Source organism: Stutzerimonas kunmingensis, assembly GCF_014764705.1.
Classification (GTDB): domain Bacteria; phylum Pseudomonadota; class Gammaproteobacteria; order Pseudomonadales; family Pseudomonadaceae; genus Stutzerimonas.
Map to the genome: position 1 here is coordinate 1 of NZ_JACXXG010000028.1, position 15,399 is coordinate 15,399.

Here is a 15,399-nt window from a genome sequence, read left to right on the forward strand (position 1 = left end):
CAGGCTGAAGCCTTGGGTACGACCGATTTGAATGGTGGCGCGCTCTTCAACGCTGAGTTCGGTATAAGACATAGGGGCAGCACCGTACCGGAAAGGTCAGGTGTTGCACTCAGTTTTTGCCGCCGCCGGGTTTAATTCCGCCCTTAGGCGTCATAAAAGGTGGATTGGCCAAGATCGTGTCATAACTCTCTTGCCAGTGATCTTCTTGAGTTAAAGAGTCATACTCTTCGATCAATGGGGAGCGAAATCCGTGCAGGTAGAGATTTACTAGTGAAATCCTTACCATGTCCGGCGAAATATCAAATCCTCTAATGTTTTCATGAATTCTTTGGCGCTCTATCGGGGTCAAAAGACCCCCGCTGTAGTGCATTGGACTTTCAATTGAGGTTTCAGCGACTGACGCACCTTGCTGTAATTGCCAGTTATTTCGCTCTTCGATTGGCGAGTTCTCTCTAAGAATGTGTTTGTAGGCCGAAATTAGGAACCCAGCGGTGCCGCAAGCAGGGTCCAAAACCCTGTCACCTTTTTGGGGGGCAACAGCTCGAACCACGAAATCAATGATGTGTCGCGGCGTACGGAACTGGCCCGCATCGCCCTGACTGCCCAGCACCGACAGTAGGTATTCGAAAGCGTCGCCCAGTCGCTCCGAATGATCGTAGGAGAAGCCATCTATCTCCTTCAAAAATGCCTTTAGCGTTTCCGGATCGCGGTAAGGCAGGTAGGCGTTCTTGAAGATGTCGCGGAACAACGCCGGCAGGTGCGTGTTCTCGGTCATCTTGCCAATGGCCTCGGAATAAAGGTTCAGCGTGTCCTGCCCCCCATGCTGGGCGCCAGCAGTTTGCTCCAGCTGTATTTCTCGAAGCCATTGACGAAGAAACTGCGCTTGCCGCCGAACTCCTCGGATTGGGCGTCCATGTCGTCCATGAACTTGTAGATCAGCGCGATGGTGATCTGTTCGACCTGACTTTTTGGGTCGGGGACCTTGCCGACGAGGATGTCGCGGCAGGAGTCGATTCGGCGTTTGGTGTCGGTATCCAGCATGGTGTTGTTCTTCTCGTTCGGCCGCTTGGGCGGCCTTGAATGACTTACATGAATTGGTTGAGCGGTACGTAGTCTTTGACGTACTCGGGAATACCTTCGCGCCACTCGGGCGGCACGGCGCGCAGGTCGCCCACGCCAAAGGCCGGGTTCACGTTCAGCTCGCCGAAGCGCTTGTCGTCAATGATCGCGCGCAGGGCTGCGTCAGTGGCATACGCCTTGAAGAAGTACTTCATCGCCAGCACAGCGATGCCCTGGTCTTCGGCCAGCTTGCTCTGGTTGGCGAGCAGGAACTCCTGGAATTCATCCTCCAGCAGCTCATCCTTGCTCTTGAAGTACGGGATCAGGCCGAAAATCTTCTGCAGGATTTCCTTCAGGCTCAGCCGTCGATCCACCCCGGCGGCACGGCGCAGCTTCTCCAGGTTGAAGTACTCGTTGGGTTTGTCGAACAGCTGGCTGGTCACGTAGTCAATGGCCTGCTCCCACTGCTCGTTTTCAACCTGCTGCTGCAGCATCGGGTCGGCTTTGACCTGATCCTCGAATTTCTCGAAGAACATCCGGTCGATCTTCATGCCTTCGTAGCCGATTTGCTGTTCGGCTACGTGGAAGATGGCATCGGCGCCCGTGTGCTCGTAGAGCCCGCCCGTCGGTGGTGGCGGCGCTTCACCCTGACCTTCTCCCTCGCTGCTGCGCGCCGGCAGCTTGAGCACTTCGTCGTAGTCGAACTTTTCCTCGAAGTATTCGCAGTTGGCGAAGAAATCGAAGAATTTGAAGCGGGCCTTTTCTGGCTCGTTGATCAACGGCTTCAAATTGTCATCGAACAGTTGTTCAAGGAAGTTGTGCTTGCGCGTGCCGCGTCCTTTGATCTGCACGAAATCGGACGGCGAGTACACCGGGCGCATCAATGCCAGGTTCAAGATGTCCGGGCAGTCGTACCCGGTGGTCATCATGCCCACTGTCACGCACACGCGCGCCTTGCTGGTCTTGTACAGGGCATTGAAGTTGGCCGAACCCAGCAGGTTGTTGTTGGTGAAGTTGATGGTGTATTGCTGGGCATCGGATACGCTGGAGGTAACTTGTACCGCAAAGTCGGACTGGTATTTGCCGGGCCACAGCACATCAGCAAGCTCGTTCAGGATTTGCGTGAGCTTGGCGGCATGGTTCTGGCTGACGGCGAATACCAGGCCCTTGCCAAACTCGCCGGTCACTGGATCACGCAGACCGTTCTTGATGAAGGTCTGGCAAAAAAGCTCATTGGTCGCCTTGGAGAAAAACTTCTTCTCGAAGTCCTTGGAGACAAAGCTCTGTTCTTGCTGGCCGTCTTCACCGACGGGGGCCATCACGGCATAGCCCTGCTCGGATAGCAGCTTGGTGGTGATGTCGGTTCGTGCATCAACCACCACAGGGTTGATCAGGAAGCCATCCTTGACGCCATCCAGCAGCGAATAACGGAAGGTCGGTTGTCCGGATTCGCAACCGAAGGTGCGGTAGGTGTCCAACAGCAGGCGGCGCTCCTGCTCGCGCGGGTCGCGGGTGGTGGGCTTGCTCGCGTCAAAGCTCTTGAGATAGTCGCGCGGCGTTGCGGTTAAGCCTAGCTTGTAGCCGACAAAATACTCGAAGACGGCTCGGGCATTGCCGCCAATAGAGCGGTGGGCTTCGTCCGAGATGACCAAGTCGAAGTCGGTGGGCGAGAACAGGCGCTTGTACTTGTTGTTGAACAGCAGCGACTGCACCGTGGTGACCACGATCTCGGCTTTGCGCCAATCGTCACGGCGTTCTTTGTAGATGACTGTAGCGTAGTCGTTCTTCAGATAGTCCTTGAACGCCTTTGCTGCTTGATCCTCCAGCTCTAGTCGATCCACCAGGAACAGTACGCGGCGGGCGTTGCCCGTGCGAAGAAACAGCTTGATGACGGCAGCAGAGGTCAGGGTCTTGCCGGTGCCGGTCGCCATTTCGAACAGGAAGCGTGTCGAGCCTTCAGCCACTGCGTCCTGGATGGCATTGAGCGCCTTCTTCTGGTAGTCCCGTAGGAAGCGCAGCTTGTTCTTGGCGATGAAAGCTGGGCGCTCGTCCGCATTGAGCCAACCCGCTTCCCTCTCGTAGCCCGGCAGCTGAGTCTGGACGATGTAGTCGCGTCCGACGGCTTCGGTAATCAGGCGCCTCTGGTCAGGTTCGAACTTCCGGTAGCTCTTGAGAGAGTCCGGAGTCGGGAACGCGGTGATGATGTGCGGGTTGCCCTGCTGTAAATCCCAGAAGTAGTGCAGATTGCCGTTCGAGAGGATCACGAAGCGGCAGTCGAGTGACTTTGCGTATTTACGCGCCTGCTCCTTGCCGACCAGCGGGTTCTTGTCTTCGGATTTGGCTTCCAGTACCACCAGCGGGAAGCTCTTTTCGTCCAGCAGCAGAAAATCGACGAAGCCATTCTTGGTCGCTTCGAAGTTCTCGCCCAGGTCATTGATCTGGGCCTGACTGAGCTTGACGTTGGGCTCCAGCGCTACGTTGGCCTTGCCCTTGCCGTCATCGAAGAAGCGCCAGCCAGCAGATTCCAGCAGTTTGTTGATCTTGATGCGCGCTTGCGCTTCCTTGGCATTCGCCATCCTCAGACCCCTCCCTTTACTGGCTCACCTTGAGGATCTGGTTTCAGGCCATGCGTACGAGCGTACTCCAACACCAGAATTTCGATCATTGAGGCCACCGAGCGACGCTCACGATCAGCCGCCAAGCGCAGAAGTTGCTTGATCTCAGCGGAGGTGCGGATGGATAGGGTTTCGTCCTTCAGGCGTGACATGGCAGCGTCTCGTCAGTGATGTCACGCAAATGTACTGCATTTTGCCCCACCTCGCCATGATTCTCTTCAGGGCGTGGATTCCGTGCTTGAGGCTGCTCGATGACGCGGCCCCTTAGCGGTAGTCGGCTTTACAGGGCGCTCCGCCTCGATGACGATGGGTTGCAGGGCACGCCGACTGCTGGCCTGATTGGCTTGCCCGTAGTGTCGCCGTGTCTTGGCGCTGGCATGTCCCAGCCCCTGGCTGACTGAGTCCGCAGCCGCGTGCCGTTTCAGGTCGGCCGCCCATTGGTGGCGCAGGCAGTAAGCCGTGATAGCGTGCTTGTGCTTCGGCCAGAGGCTACGTGCTAGCCGACGGACTTCGACGGTAAAGTTGACCGGGCTGTCAATGCAAACGAGCAATTCCCGCCGCCCCGCTAGACGGATGCGCAGAGCCTCCAGCAATGGATGAGGATCGTGTGCTCCATAGGCGATCAAGCGGTGCGGCTGGCCTTGATGCGCCTTGACCTTGGCGCCATCGATCTCGAATCTGATCTCGCCCATGCCGCTGCGCGGATTGTTCACCCGGCGAATGTGCACGCCTTGCCGGAGCTCTTCCGGGCGGCAGCCGGTCAGCGCGACGACCAGAATCGCATCGGCATACTTGCCTTTCGCAGCGCGCTGATACAGTCGCTCGCGCCAGTCGCCGGGGAGGCCGCGCAAGGCTTGCCGCTTGCTGGCACGCTTGCGGCGCTCATCGGTAGGGCCGCTTTGTCGGGCTACCTCGAACTCGCGCAGAAATGTACGCTGTTGTTGCAATTGGGCTTGGATGGCCATGACTTGCAACCTGTCCATAGGTCGAGCAGAGAGCGCGGAACGCAGGCTTTTCAGCTGCTCGACAAGATCGGCGTACAGGCAGTAGCGAAGCGCTGCGACGCGTTTGTAGAAGGTTGTCGGACGCTGGGTGGCCGTCATGACTTCGGCCACCCCACCTTCGGCGTAGCGGGCACGCTGCAGCAGCGTTCGGCCGAGCTGGCGATAGTCTTGCCTGGTCTTGCTACTCAAGCTGGCAAATTCATCGGCCGGAAGCATGGCTTGCATCTCGCGCCGGCACGATTCGATCAGCGCAACCATCTCATCCGCGTCGATCATTGCTTCCGGCCCTGGAACATCGCTTTCAAATCGGCGATGGCCTTTATGCGTTCAGCCTTTGCTTTTTGACGCTCGGCTTCTGACTGTTGCACAGGGGCGCGCAATTGCACTGCCTCCATCGCCTCCTGTCGGTTCTTTCGCCAGCGGGCGATATTCGGCGCGAACTCAGGGATGAATTCCCCCGCGACAGCGCTATTCATCACGGCCAGCAACCATGAGCGGACGGAGCGGATGCCCACATGCTTGCCACTGCCGGCCGCCGATAGCACGCCAGCCAATTCGTCAGCGGCAAGCTGTATTTGTTCTGCCGTGAGCGAGGGCCCGAAGCGGCGGGTTACGTCGCTTATGACGCGCAGGTAGGGTAGAAGGGAAGGGTGCGACAAGTCCAAGGGCGCGGAAGTCTCTCCAGTTTGCGGAGAGTTATCCACAGCCCCGGCCTGTAGTAGTGGTTTTATATTTTTAACTACTACTTCTTCCTTGTATTCACCTACACCTATATCACCGCCCTGACCGGCGACGGATGTGCCGTCCACGGTTTCTCCGTCGCCGGCCAAGCCGGTCATGGATGTCTGTGGCACCTTTTGCGAAACGGGTGTCAACACGGACTCCCATCGCCAAAGCCCTTCCTCGTCCTGGAACTTCCTCCGCGCCAGGTAGCCGGCATCTTCCAGTTCGCGCAGGATGCGGCGGCAAAGGTCTCGCCCAAGATGGCCTTTCGCTCGCGACTGATCGTGCAGCACGCGCGGCAGTGCGACAGCGCGCAACTGCCAGTTACGGCCTAGCGAGAGCAAGTGGCAAGCCACGCCTCGCGCTTCATAGCTCAGCCGCGAATCGCGCAGCAGGCTGCAAGGCAGAGACCACCAATATTCCGCAGAGTCATCAATGCGGATGCGGCTCATGACTTCGCCCTCTGGCGAGCCAGACAACCGGCGTGCTCACGCTCCGCCGCCTGGGTCTCAAGCCACGCGTCGATCTCGTGGGCAAAAAAGCCAATCGAACGGCCGCCAGGGCCTAGCCGAACTGGCTTCGGAAAATCTTCAGTCTGGCAAAGTCGCCAGAGGGTTGTCCGGCTGACCGAGATCTTCGTGCAGACATCCTGCGTCTTGATGATTTGCATGCTGTTCCTCTTAACGTGTTGAAACACGAAGGGATCATGCAAAAGATCTGGTTATGAAGTCAGGGAGCACGGTTGTCACCTGCACTCCCTATTCTCGGGCCTGAAATCACCCAGCATGCTAACCGGTGTCGAGCAGTGGCCTCAGCTGTGCCAGTAGAATGTTTCACAAAATGGCCGAGACAATCCAAGCTCGTATCCTTGGCAAGATGCCGTAAGGATGCTGCTTGTGGGCAGGGTTGGTTCACGTCCCTCGGAGACGGCTTTCATTATCTGGGACATGTAAAGATTGGGCTCTATCACTGTTTTCTTCAGCAGCACCCGGACTACAACTCCATCGATAGCGACGGTAAATCCTTTGCTGAAACGCCCCAGATAGTGATTGGCGCGATGAGCAGGCGTGGTATCAGCATCGGCCTTCATGCCGCCTGCAGCATAGATGGCGCCGAGGAGATAGGCGGATGGCTCGTTCTTGCTGTTCACCGAGTGGTACTCGAACTCCTTGCTCCACTTGATCGGAATTCTGAATTGCTGGCAGGTGACGATAAATTGCTTCGCGATCAGCTCCTTGGCCTCATGTTCTCTGCTTGCTCCGGACGCTGATAGTTGCCTGCTCACGGAGTGTAGCGACTCGCAGAACAGCTTATGGGTAGGCAGGTCCTTCCTCAGAAATTCGGGTAATAGCGCTGCCGACTCTTCGTCCAGGCTTCGAAGCGCCTTGCTTAACCGGGACGCCGCATCTCGGAGTCTTTTTAGTTGCTCAAGTGTGCCTTCTTCAATTTCAGGGGGCGGCATCGTACGCCAACGAAAACTTTCTGCCAGCCGCAGAAAAGCATTTACACATTGCTCGCGGCGCTGAACGCCATATCGGTCGCAGGTTGCCTCTGCTCTGGTGCGCAGCTCGGCGACGGCATCGGAGTTGGGAATATCTGGAGCCATGATCTTTGTGGTCATGCCTGTGCTTGCTCTTTCCATTCGTCCAATCTGTCCGCCCATTCCTGCATCATGGCGCGACGTTCATCGAAATAGGTGGCGTGATTGTAGGTGCGACGCACATTGTTCTGGTCGGCATGGGCAAGCTGCGCCTCGATGGCATCGGGACGGTAGCCCATCTCGTTAAGACGGGTACTGCCGCTGGTCCGCGTGGCATGTGGGCTATAGGCGCCACTCCACCCCAAAACCTTGAGTGCCTGGCGAAGTGATGCGGCGGACATAGGGGCGTTGCGATCATCTCGGCCAGGAAACAAGTGCTTGCGGTTGCCGGTAATGGCATGCAGTCCTTTGAGCATCTCCACTGCCTGTCGTGGCAGAGGCACGACGTGCTCCTTGCGTGCTTTCATGCGCTGCGCCGGGATACGCCAAACAGCCTTCTCAAGGTCAAACTCATCCCAGGCCGCCTCGGCCACTTCGGTCGGTCGCGCCAGGGTCCACCACATCAGTTGCATGCAATGACTTACCTGAAAGCTGCAGCGGTGGTTTGCGAAGTCGCTCAGCAGTTTGCCGATCTGCTCTTTACTCAGCGCCGGTTTGTGCTGGGTCTTGTTTGCTGGTAGCGCCTTGCGTACCGGCCAAACCGGGTCGCTGTCGGCTCGCAGGGTGGCGACGGCGAACTCGAATACGGCGGACATGGTGCGCCGCGCCTCGGCGGCGACCGTGGGGGCGCCACGCTTTGCTGTTTTCTGCAGGATGTCCAGGACATGGGCTGGCGTTATTTCGCGAACCGGCATATTGCCGATACTGGGGAACACCACGCGCTCCAGCATATCCAGACGCCGGTTTTTGGTGACATCTTCCCAGTCCTTTGTCTGCAGCCACTCCTTGGCTACGATCTCGAAGGTGTTCTTAGCTTCGCTGGCTTGCCGGATGCGGTCGAGCTGCCTTTGCTGGGCGGGATTGATGCCTTGCTTGACCAGTTTGCGTGCGGCCTCGCTGCGTTCCCTGGCTTCAGAGAGCGTAACAGCAGGGTATTCGCCAAGCGCAAACATGCTGGCCTTGCCATCCAGTGTGAAGCGGTATCGCCAAGCCTTGACTCCGTTGGGCTTGACTTCGAGGTAGAGCCCGCGCTGGTCATTCAAGCGGTAGAGCTTCTCTCTGGGCTTGGCGTTGCGGCAGTGCGTGTCGGTAAGCATGGTGGCTGACTCCTTGTCATGGCGACAGCGGCACTATACTCACTTATTCGTTCATACTCCAAGAGCTGTACTCGCTAGCGTACTCAGGCATGCATTGACTGCTCGGGAAACTTGAAGCAGCGCTATGAAACAATAAAACCGCGCAACTGCGCGGTTTTATTGGGATTTTCATGCTTTCCTGGTGTTTCATGAAACATCAGGAAAACGGCTTGGCGACTCAGACGTTGAAGCGGAAATGCATTACGTCGCCGTCCTTGACGATGTATTCCTTGCCTTCCAGGCGCCACTTGCCGGCTTCCTTGGCGCCGGCTTCGCCCTTGTACTGGATGAAGTCGTCATAGGCGATGACTTCGGCGCGGATGAAGCCTTTCTCGAAATCGGTGTGGATCACCGCGGCCGCCTGCGGAGCGGTGGCGCCGATGCGCACGGTCCAGGCGCGGACTTCCTTCACCCCGGCGGTGAAGTAGGTCTGCAGATTGAGCAGCTCGTAACCGGCGCGGATCACACGGTTCAGGCCCGGCTCGTCCATGCCCATGGTCTCGAGGAACATCTGCATCTCTTCCAGATCGTCCAGCTCGGCGATCTCAGCTTCGATCTTATTGCAGACCGGCACGACGATGGCGCCTTCTTCCTCGGCAATGGCGTTGACCACGTCCAGGTGCGGGTTGTTCTCGAAGCCGTCTTCGGCGACGTTGGCGATGTACATTACCGGCTTGGTGGTCAGCAGGTGGAAGGTCTTCGTCAGACGCTTTTCCTCGTCACTGAAGTTCTTCAGCAGGCTGCGTGCCGGCTTGCCTTCGGTGAGGTGCGGGATCAGCTTTTCCAGCAGACCTTTCTGCGCAACCGCTTCCTTGTCGCCGCCCTTGGCGGTACGGGCGACGCGTTGCAGCTGCTTCTCGCAGCTGTCGAGGTCGGCCATGATGAGTTCGAGGTCGATGATCTCGATGTCGCGCTTGGGGTCGACGCTGTTGGCGACGTGGATGACATTTTCGTCTTCGAAGCAGCGCACCACGTGGGCGATGGCGTCGGTCTCGCGGATGTTGGCGAGGAACTTGTTGCCCAGCCCTTCACCTTTCGAAGCGCCTGCCACCAGTCCGGCGATGTCGACGAACTCCATGGTGGTCGGGATCACCCGCTCCGGCTTGACGATCGCCGCCAGCGCGTCGAGGCGCGGGTCGGGCATCGGCACGATGCCGCTGTTCGGCTCGATGGTGCAGAAGGGGAAGTTCTCCGCCGCGATGCCGGATTTGGTCAGGGCGTTGAACAGGGTGGACTTGCCGACGTTGGGCAGACCGACGATGCCGCAGTTGAATCCCATGGTGATCTTGCCTCGGAGTTAGGTTTCAGGCCTTCTGGCTGTGCAGGCGCTGCATGGCGCGAGTCCAGTCGCCGGTCAGGATTTCCGGCACAACATCCAACGCGAAGTCGATGCTGGCGTCGAGCTTTTCGCGCTCGGCTTGCGGCGCACGCCCCAGCACGTAACCGCTGACCAGGCTGGCGTGGCCCGGATGGCCGATACCCAGGCGCAGGCGATGAAAGCTGTTTTGATTGCCGAGCTTGGCGATGATGTCGCGCAGCCCGTTGTGCCCGCCATGACCGCCACCCTGCTTGAGCTTGGCGACGCCCGGGGGCATATCGAGCTCATCATGGGCGACCAGGATGGACTCGGGGGGAATTCGGAAAAAGCCGGCCAATGCCGCCACCGCCTGACCGCTGCGGTTCATGTAGGTAGTGGGGATAAGCAGGCGGATGTCTTCACCCTGATGGCTGAACTTGCCGACCAGGCCAAAGTACTTGCGATCGTTGCTGAGCGAGACGCCTTCACGGGCAGCCAGACGCTCAACGAAAAGAGCCCCCGCGTTGTGCCGGGTCTGGTCGTATTCAGGGCCTGGGTTTCCCAGGCCGACGATCAGTTTTACGGCAGTCACGACGGGGGCCTCTTCTTCGACTATGCGAGTGAATTACTCGGCAGCGTCTTCTTCTTTCGGAGCGTCTTCCTTGCTCACGCGCGGAGCGTGAACGTTGGCTACCGGCAGGTCGCTGCCGTGGGCCAGGGCGACCAGCTCAACGCCTTTCGGCAGCTTGAGATCGGTCATGTGCAGAACCTGGCCGACTTCGACGTTGGACATGTCGACTTCGATGAATTCCGGAAGGTCTTGCGGCAGGCAGGAAACTTCGACTTCGTTCAGGTTGTGCAGGATTTCGCCGCCTTGCTGCTTCACGCCTACGGAAGATTCCTGGTTGATGAAGTGCAGGGGAACGGTGGCGGTCAGCTTGTGGCCGGCAACGACGCGAACGAAGTCAGCGTGCAGAACAAAGCTCTTGGCCGGATGGCGCTGCAGTGCCTTGATCAGAACGGATTCGTTCTGGCCGTCGACGTTCAGGTTCAGCACGTGGCTGAAGGAGGCTTCGTTTTCCAGCAGCTTGGCGAAATCCTTGGCCAGGATGCTGATGGACTGCGGGGCCTTGTCGCCACCGTAGATGACGGCCGGAACCAGGGCGGCGTTACGACGCAGGCGGCGGCTCGCACCTTTCCCCAGGTCGGAACGCACTTGGGCATTCAGAGTGAAATCGTTCATGGTGATTCTCCAGTAGCAACATTACCTGTCGCGCTTGCGACCAGCGCTCGGGCTGTTGGGCAAAAAGCCCCGCACGAGGCGGGGCACATTACGTTCAGTGCGATTCGCGAAGCTTTTCGCTTAGCGGAACATCGCGCTGATCGATTCGGCATTGCTGATGCGGCGAACCGCTTCAGCCACCACTGGCGCGATGTCCAGTTGGCGAATTCGGGTGCAGGACTGTGCGGCAGCCGACAGCGGGATGGTGTTGGTCACCACCAGCTCGTCGAGCACGGAGCCGTCGATGTTCTCGATGGCGCGGCCGGACAGGATCGGGTGCGTGCAGTAGGCGTAGACCTTGGCGGCGCCATGATCCTTCAGCGCCTTGGCTGCATGGCACAGGGTGCCGGCGGTATCGACCATGTCATCGACGAGGATGCAGGTACGGCCTTCGATATCACCGATGATGTGCATCACTTCGGACTGGTTGGCTTTCGGCCGACGCTTGTCGATGATCGCCAGGTCGACGCCGAGGGATTTGGCCACGGCACGGGCGCGGACCACACCACCGATGTCCGGGGAGACGATCATGAGGTTCTCGAAGCGCTGAGCCTGGATATCGTCGACCAGGACCGGCGAGCCGTAGATGTTGTCCACCGGCATGTCGAAGAAGCCCTGGATCTGGTCGGCGTGCAGGTCAACGGTCAGTACACGGTTGACGCCAACGACGTCGAGCATGTCGGCCACGACCTTGGCGCTGATCGGTACACGGGCAGAGCGCGGGCGACGATCCTGGCGGGCATAACCGAAGTAGGGGATCACTGCGGTGATGCGCGACGCCGAGGAGCGGCGGAAGGCGTCGGCCAGTACCACCAGTTCCATCAGGTTGTCGTTGGTCGGAGCGCAGGTCGGCTGGATCAGAAATACGTCCTTACCGCGAACGTTCTCGTTGATCTCGACACTGATTTCGCCGTCGGAGAACTTTCCGACGTAGGCATCACCGAGGGGGATATGCAGCTGACGTACGACACGCCGGGCCAGGTCGGGGTTGGCGTTCCCCGTGAAGACCATCATCTTGGACACGCGCAGTACCTGCCTGAGGGTGGGTCCGATGAATAAAAAGCTGTTCAAAAGGCAAGCTTCTGAACAGCTTCAAGTGTATGGCAGGGGCGGCTGGATTCGAACCAACGCATGCCAGGATCAAAACCTGGTGCCTTACCGCTTGGCGACGCCCCTGTAGGGTCAACTTCATTGGTGCCGTTGCAGTCGTACGAACCTTGGGAGGTTATGGCAGGGGCGGCTGGATTCGAACCAACGCATGCCAGGATCAAAACCTGGTGCCTTACCGCTTGGCGACGCCCCTGTATCGTACAACCTGTGTGCTACGCACTCGCTTCCTGCGCCAGTTTTTCAAGGCTTCGGTGCAACATCGAAACGTTACGACCGTGGGCAACGAAACTTGGCAAAGTGTCTGGAAGTTGGCGGCGGACTTTATCAGCCTCGCCTTCGTTTGGGAAGCTCCCAAACACACAAGCTCCAGTGCCAGTCATGCTTGCCGGAACGAATTTGTTCAACAAGCTCAAAGCGTTACGAACTTCTGGATAACGCTTCTCGACTATTGGCTGACAGTCATTATGACCGCCCCCTGCAAGAAGGCTGCGAACTGTAATGGCCGGGGTATTACGTGTCAACTCTGGGTCGGCAAATATTTCCGCTGTACTAACAGAGACTTGCGGCGCGATTACGAGGAACCATGGTTCGGGCAAATCGACCGGTTGCAGGCGCTCGCCAACCCCCTCGGCAAATGCTGCCCGGCCGCGTACGAACACCGGTACGTCGGCGCCCAGGGTCAGCCCCAGCGCGGCCAGTTGGTCTTCGCCCAGGTGCAGTTGCCACAGGTGGTCGAGGCCGAGCAGGGTGGTCGCTGCGTCGGAGCTGCCGCCGCCGATGCCGCCGCCCATGGGCAGACGTTTGAGCAGGGTGATATCTGCGCCGAGCGAGCAGCTGCTGGCACGCTGCAGCAGGCGCGCTGCACGGACGATCAGGTTGCTGTCGTGATCGACGCCCGGCAGTTCGGTATGCAGGCGAATCTCGCCGTCAGCACGCAGGCGGAAGCCGAGTTCGTCGCCATGGTCGAGAAACTGGAACAGCGTCTGCAGCTCGTGATAGCCGTCGGCGCGGCGGCCGACGATATGCAGCATCAGATTGAGTTTGGCCGGTGCCGGCAGGGTCAGCGTCTGCATTCAGCGGCCCAGCTGGCGCGCTTGCCAGTCCTTGACCACCAGGGTGATCTGCAGGTCATGGCCTTGCAGGCGGATGCGCTCGGGCAGCGTGAAGCCGTTGTGTTCGCCGTAGGCCAGGTAGTCGACCTGCCAGCCGTCCTGTTCCAGTCGTGCCAGGCGGCTCTCGCTGTCCAGGCTCAGACGGCTGCGGCTGTCCGGCGCAGGCAAGCCACGGACCCACCAGAGCAGGTGCGACACCGGCAGCTGCCAGCCGAGCTGCGCTTCGACCAGGGCCTCCGGGGATTCGGCTTCGAATCGGCCCTGGCCTGCGACCTCCAGAGATACGGCGTCGGGGCGGCCGGTCAGGCGGGTGGCGCCTCGGCCCAGGGGGCCGGACAGGCGAATGTCGAAGTAGTCCTGACGCTGCAGCCAGAACAGTGTACCGCTGCCGGATTCCTGCGGTGCGCGAATGCCGATCTTGCCGCTGATCTGCCAGCCATCGACCGTCGCGACCTGGCTGCGATGCTCTTTCCAGGCGGAGGCATTGCCGGGGCCTTCAACCGATTCGCGGGGGCCAAGCCCGGCACAGCCAGCAAGCAGGAGGGCCAGGCAGGGAGCAAGAAGGTTTTTCAACAGGGACATGGGTCAGGGCTTCTCCGATCCGGTCAGCCGTTTCAGTGTTTCGCGCAGGATCTGGCTGTCCGGTTGTAGTTTGAGTGCCTTCGACCAGACCGCGCGGGCCTCGCTGCGTTCACCCTGGGCCCAAAGCACCTCGCCCAGGTGCGCGGCAACTTCGTGGTCGGCAAAGCGTTGCAGCGCCTTGCGCAGCAGCGCTTCGGCCTCGGTCAGATTGCCCAGGCGGAAGTTGACCCAGCCGAGGCTGTCGAGGATCGCCGGGTCGTCGGGGTTGAGCTGGTAGGCCTGCTCGATCAGCTGGAGCGCTTCCTTGTGGCGATCAGTACGGTCGGCCAGGGTGTAGCCGAGCGCGTTGAGCGCCATGGCGTTGTCCGGCTCACGCTCGATGATGAAGCGCAGGTCGCGTTCCAGTTGCACCAGATCGCCGCGCTTCTCGGCGAGCATGGCGCGGGTGTACAGCAGGTTGAGGTCGTCCGGGAAATCGGCAAGCGCCTGCTCCACCAGTTGCCAGCCTTGCTCGGTGCGGCCCTGCTCGGAGAGCGCTTCGATCTCGATCAGGTACAGCTGGATGGCGTAGTCAGGCTGCTGCTGGCGTGCGTCGGCCAGTACCGCGGACGCTTCCTGGTCGCGATTGCCGGAATAGAGCAGCTGGCTCTGCAGCAGTTTCGCTGGCAGGTATTCGTTGCCAGGGCCGACATGAGCTAGTGCGTCGAGCGCCTTGGCGTTCTTGTCCATCGCCTGATAAGCACGGCCAAGATTGAAGTAAGCCGCGTCAACGTGGCTGCCGCGTTCGATCAGCTCTTCCAGGTACACGGTGGCTTCGCGCCAGGCCTCAGCCTCCATGCAGACCAGCGCCATGGAGAAGCGCAGGTCGTCGTCGGTTGGGTGCTGCTGGACCAGAGTGGCGAACTCGCCCTTGGCGTCTTCCAGGCGCTCCTGTTCCACCAGAAGGCGTGCATAGGTCAGGCGCAGACGCTTGTCCTCGGGGTGCTGGCGCAGGCTTCGCTCGAGCAGCGGGATCGCTTCGTCGCTGCGTTGCAAGCTGTGCAGTAGGCGTGCTTCGAGCAGGATCGACGGGATCTGCCGCTCCTTGTCCGGCTGCTTCTGCAGCAATGCCAGTGCTTCCTCGCTGCGATCATCCTGTTGCAGCAGCACGGCCTTGCCGAAGGAGAGCTGTGGATTGTCGGGGTGTTTGACCAACAGCTTGTCGAAGCTTTGCAGCAGGCCGGCGCGGGTGTCCGGGTCGGTTTCCGAGGCCGAAAGGGCGAGGAAATCGAAATGAGTGTCGCCCTGGCCCTGCAGAACCTTCTCCATGAACTCGAGCGATTCTTCGTAACGCCCGGCGCGGGCCAGCTGCACGGCTGCGGCGCGCTGCGCGTCGAGACTGTCAGGGGCGTTGCGCGCCCAGATCATTGCGGTATCCAGCGCCGCCTGGTCTGCGCCAAGGTATTCGGCGATACGGAATCCGCGTTCGGCGACGCCGGCGTCCTGTGTCGCATGCGCCTGCTGTACGTAATTGCCCAGGGCAATGTCGAAGCGGTTGCGCTGGCCGGCAAGCTCTGCGACCAGAAGTGCATAGAGGGATTGGCGACTGAACGAGCCGTACTCTGCCGCGTCGCTGGCGGAGCTCTCCTGGGCAGCGTCCTCGACCGGCGGACTGCTTTCGGGGGCTTGCTGCGTGAAGGTCTGGCAGCCGCCGATGAACAGCAGGGCGGCAAGTGCGGCGAGTTTTTTCATAGGGAAAATGTACGGCTGGTGTGCGGTCGCGGCATGATGACACAAGCCG

Annotated in this window: 16 protein-coding genes and 2 tRNA genes; all 18 read right to left on the minus strand. The window is 59.8% G+C overall.

Going from position 1 to position 15,399, the window contains the following annotated elements; genetic code table 11:
- Window positions 1-109 precede the first annotated feature (109 nt).
- Window positions 110-775, minus strand: a complete 666-nt coding sequence (locus tag IEG05_RS17955; protein WP_224742882.1) for an HsdM family class I SAM-dependent methyltransferase — start codon at window positions 773-775, stop codon at window positions 110-112.
- A gap of 26 nt (window positions 776-801) precedes the next feature.
- Complete coding sequence (locus IEG05_RS23365) at window positions 802-1,041, minus strand: hypothetical protein (protein WP_224742883.1); 240 nt, start codon at window positions 1,039-1,041, stop codon at window positions 802-804.
- Window positions 1,042-1,085: 44 nt separating this feature from the next.
- A complete protein-coding gene (locus IEG05_RS17960; protein WP_191122467.1) occupies window positions 1,086-3,635 on the minus strand; it encodes a DEAD/DEAH box helicase family protein in 2,550 nt (849 codons plus the stop codon).
- Between the two features lie 2 nt (window positions 3,636-3,637).
- On the minus strand, window positions 3,638-3,826 hold the full coding sequence (locus IEG05_RS17965; RefSeq protein ID WP_081628574.1) for a ribbon-helix-helix domain-containing protein: 189 nt from the start codon (window positions 3,824-3,826) through the stop codon (window positions 3,638-3,640).
- A gap of 66 nt (window positions 3,827-3,892) precedes the next feature.
- The gene (locus tag IEG05_RS17970) at window positions 3,893-4,954 is read right to left on the minus strand and encodes a site-specific integrase (RefSeq protein ID WP_191122468.1); all 1,062 of its coding nucleotides are present in this window, start codon (window positions 4,952-4,954) and stop codon (window positions 3,893-3,895) included.
- On the minus strand, window positions 4,951-5,853 hold the full coding sequence (locus tag IEG05_RS17975; RefSeq protein ID WP_191122469.1) for a hypothetical protein: 903 nt from the start codon (window positions 5,851-5,853) through the stop codon (window positions 4,951-4,953). The genes IEG05_RS17970 and IEG05_RS17975 overlap by 4 nt, the downstream gene beginning before the upstream one ends.
- Window positions 5,850-6,071 (minus strand): helix-turn-helix transcriptional regulator, encoded by a 222-nt coding sequence (locus IEG05_RS17980; protein ID WP_023446972.1) that lies wholly within the window; start codon window positions 6,069-6,071, stop codon window positions 5,850-5,852. Before IEG05_RS17980 ends, IEG05_RS17975 begins: the two co-directional genes overlap by 4 nt.
- A 141-nt stretch (window positions 6,072-6,212) precedes the next feature.
- Window positions 6,213-7,022, minus strand: a complete 810-nt coding sequence (locus IEG05_RS17985) for a hypothetical protein (RefSeq protein WP_086248011.1) — start codon at window positions 7,020-7,022, stop codon at window positions 6,213-6,215.
- Window positions 7,019-8,197 (minus strand): tyrosine-type recombinase/integrase, encoded by a 1,179-nt coding sequence (locus IEG05_RS17990; RefSeq protein WP_191122470.1) that lies wholly within the window; start codon window positions 8,195-8,197, stop codon window positions 7,019-7,021. Before IEG05_RS17990 ends, IEG05_RS17985 begins: the two co-directional genes overlap by 4 nt.
- A gap of 217 nt (window positions 8,198-8,414) precedes the next feature.
- Window positions 8,415-9,515 carry a redox-regulated ATPase YchF gene (gene ychF, locus IEG05_RS17995; RefSeq protein WP_046622401.1) on the minus strand — a complete coding sequence of 367 codons (1,101 nt, stop codon included), beginning with the start codon at window positions 9,513-9,515 and terminating at the stop codon, window positions 8,415-8,417.
- Between the two features lie 25 nt (window positions 9,516-9,540).
- Complete coding sequence (gene pth / locus IEG05_RS18000) at window positions 9,541-10,125, minus strand: aminoacyl-tRNA hydrolase (protein WP_046622402.1); 585 nt, start codon at window positions 10,123-10,125, stop codon at window positions 9,541-9,543.
- Window positions 10,126-10,158: 33 nt separating this feature from the next.
- A complete protein-coding gene (locus IEG05_RS18005) occupies window positions 10,159-10,776 on the minus strand; it encodes a 50S ribosomal protein L25/general stress protein Ctc (RefSeq protein ID WP_046622404.1) in 618 nt (205 codons plus the stop codon).
- 120 nt (window positions 10,777-10,896) lie between these two features.
- Complete coding sequence (locus IEG05_RS18010) at window positions 10,897-11,838, minus strand: ribose-phosphate pyrophosphokinase (protein ID WP_046622406.1); 942 nt, start codon at window positions 11,836-11,838, stop codon at window positions 10,897-10,899.
- 78 nt (window positions 11,839-11,916) lie between these two features.
- Window positions 11,917-11,991: transfer RNA gene (locus IEG05_RS18015), tRNA-Gln, on the minus strand.
- Window positions 11,992-12,043: 52 nt separating this feature from the next.
- Window positions 12,044-12,118: transfer RNA gene (locus tag IEG05_RS18020), tRNA-Gln, on the minus strand.
- A 19-nt stretch (window positions 12,119-12,137) separates the two neighbouring features.
- The gene (ispE, locus tag IEG05_RS18025) at window positions 12,138-12,998 is read right to left on the minus strand and encodes a 4-(cytidine 5'-diphospho)-2-C-methyl-D-erythritol kinase (protein ID WP_046622408.1); all 861 of its coding nucleotides are present in this window, start codon (window positions 12,996-12,998) and stop codon (window positions 12,138-12,140) included.
- The gene (lolB, locus tag IEG05_RS18030; RefSeq protein ID WP_023446925.1) at window positions 12,999-13,619 is read right to left on the minus strand and encodes a lipoprotein insertase outer membrane protein LolB; all 621 of its coding nucleotides are present in this window, start codon (window positions 13,617-13,619) and stop codon (window positions 12,999-13,001) included.
- A gap of 3 nt (window positions 13,620-13,622) precedes the next feature.
- Window positions 13,623-15,350, minus strand: coding sequence for a tetratricopeptide repeat protein (locus IEG05_RS18035; RefSeq protein WP_046622419.1), 1,728 nt, complete (start codon window positions 15,348-15,350; stop codon window positions 13,623-13,625).
- Between the last annotated feature and the right edge of the window lie 49 nt (window positions 15,351-15,399).

Bases quoted from the DNA above. Each gene is read 5' to 3' on its own strand.
- IEG05_RS17955 (WP_224742882.1), bottom strand. From the start codon at position 775: ATGACCGAGAACACGCACCTGCCGGCGTTGTTCCGCGACATCTTCAAG.
- IEG05_RS23365 (WP_224742883.1), bottom strand. From the start codon at position 1,041: ATGCTGGATACCGACACCAAACGCCGAATCGACTCCTGCCGCGACATC.
- IEG05_RS17960 (WP_191122467.1), bottom strand. From the start codon at position 3,635: ATGGCGAATGCCAAGGAAGCGCAAGCGCGCATCAAGATCAACAAACTG.
- IEG05_RS17965 (WP_081628574.1), bottom strand. From the start codon at position 3,826: ATGTCACGCCTGAAGGACGAAACCCTATCCATCCGCACCTCCGCTGAG.
- IEG05_RS17970 (WP_191122468.1), bottom strand. From the start codon at position 4,954: ATGATCGACGCGGATGAGATGGTTGCGCTGATCGAATCGTGCCGGCGC.
- IEG05_RS17975 (WP_191122469.1), bottom strand. From the start codon at position 5,853: ATGAGCCGCATCCGCATTGATGACTCTGCGGAATATTGGTGGTCTCTG.
- IEG05_RS17980 (WP_023446972.1), bottom strand. From the start codon at position 6,071: ATGCAAATCATCAAGACGCAGGATGTCTGCACGAAGATCTCGGTCAGC.
- IEG05_RS17985 (WP_086248011.1), bottom strand. From the start codon at position 7,022: ATGACCACAAAGATCATGGCTCCAGATATTCCCAACTCCGATGCCGTC.
- IEG05_RS17990 (WP_191122470.1), bottom strand. From the start codon at position 8,197: ATGCTTACCGACACGCACTGCCGCAACGCCAAGCCCAGAGAGAAGCTC.
- ychF (WP_046622401.1), bottom strand. From the start codon at position 9,515: ATGGGATTCAACTGCGGCATCGTCGGTCTGCCCAACGTCGGCAAGTCC.
- IEG05_RS18005 (WP_046622404.1), bottom strand. From the start codon at position 10,776: ATGAACGATTTCACTCTGAATGCCCAAGTGCGTTCCGACCTGGGGAAA.
- ispE (WP_046622408.1), bottom strand. From the start codon at position 12,998: ATGCAGACGCTGACCCTGCCGGCACCGGCCAAACTCAATCTGATGCTG.
- lolB (WP_023446925.1), bottom strand. From the start codon at position 13,619: ATGTCCCTGTTGAAAAACCTTCTTGCTCCCTGCCTGGCCCTCCTGCTT.
- IEG05_RS18035 (WP_046622419.1), bottom strand. From the start codon at position 15,350: ATGAAAAAACTCGCCGCACTTGCCGCCCTGCTGTTCATCGGCGGCTGC.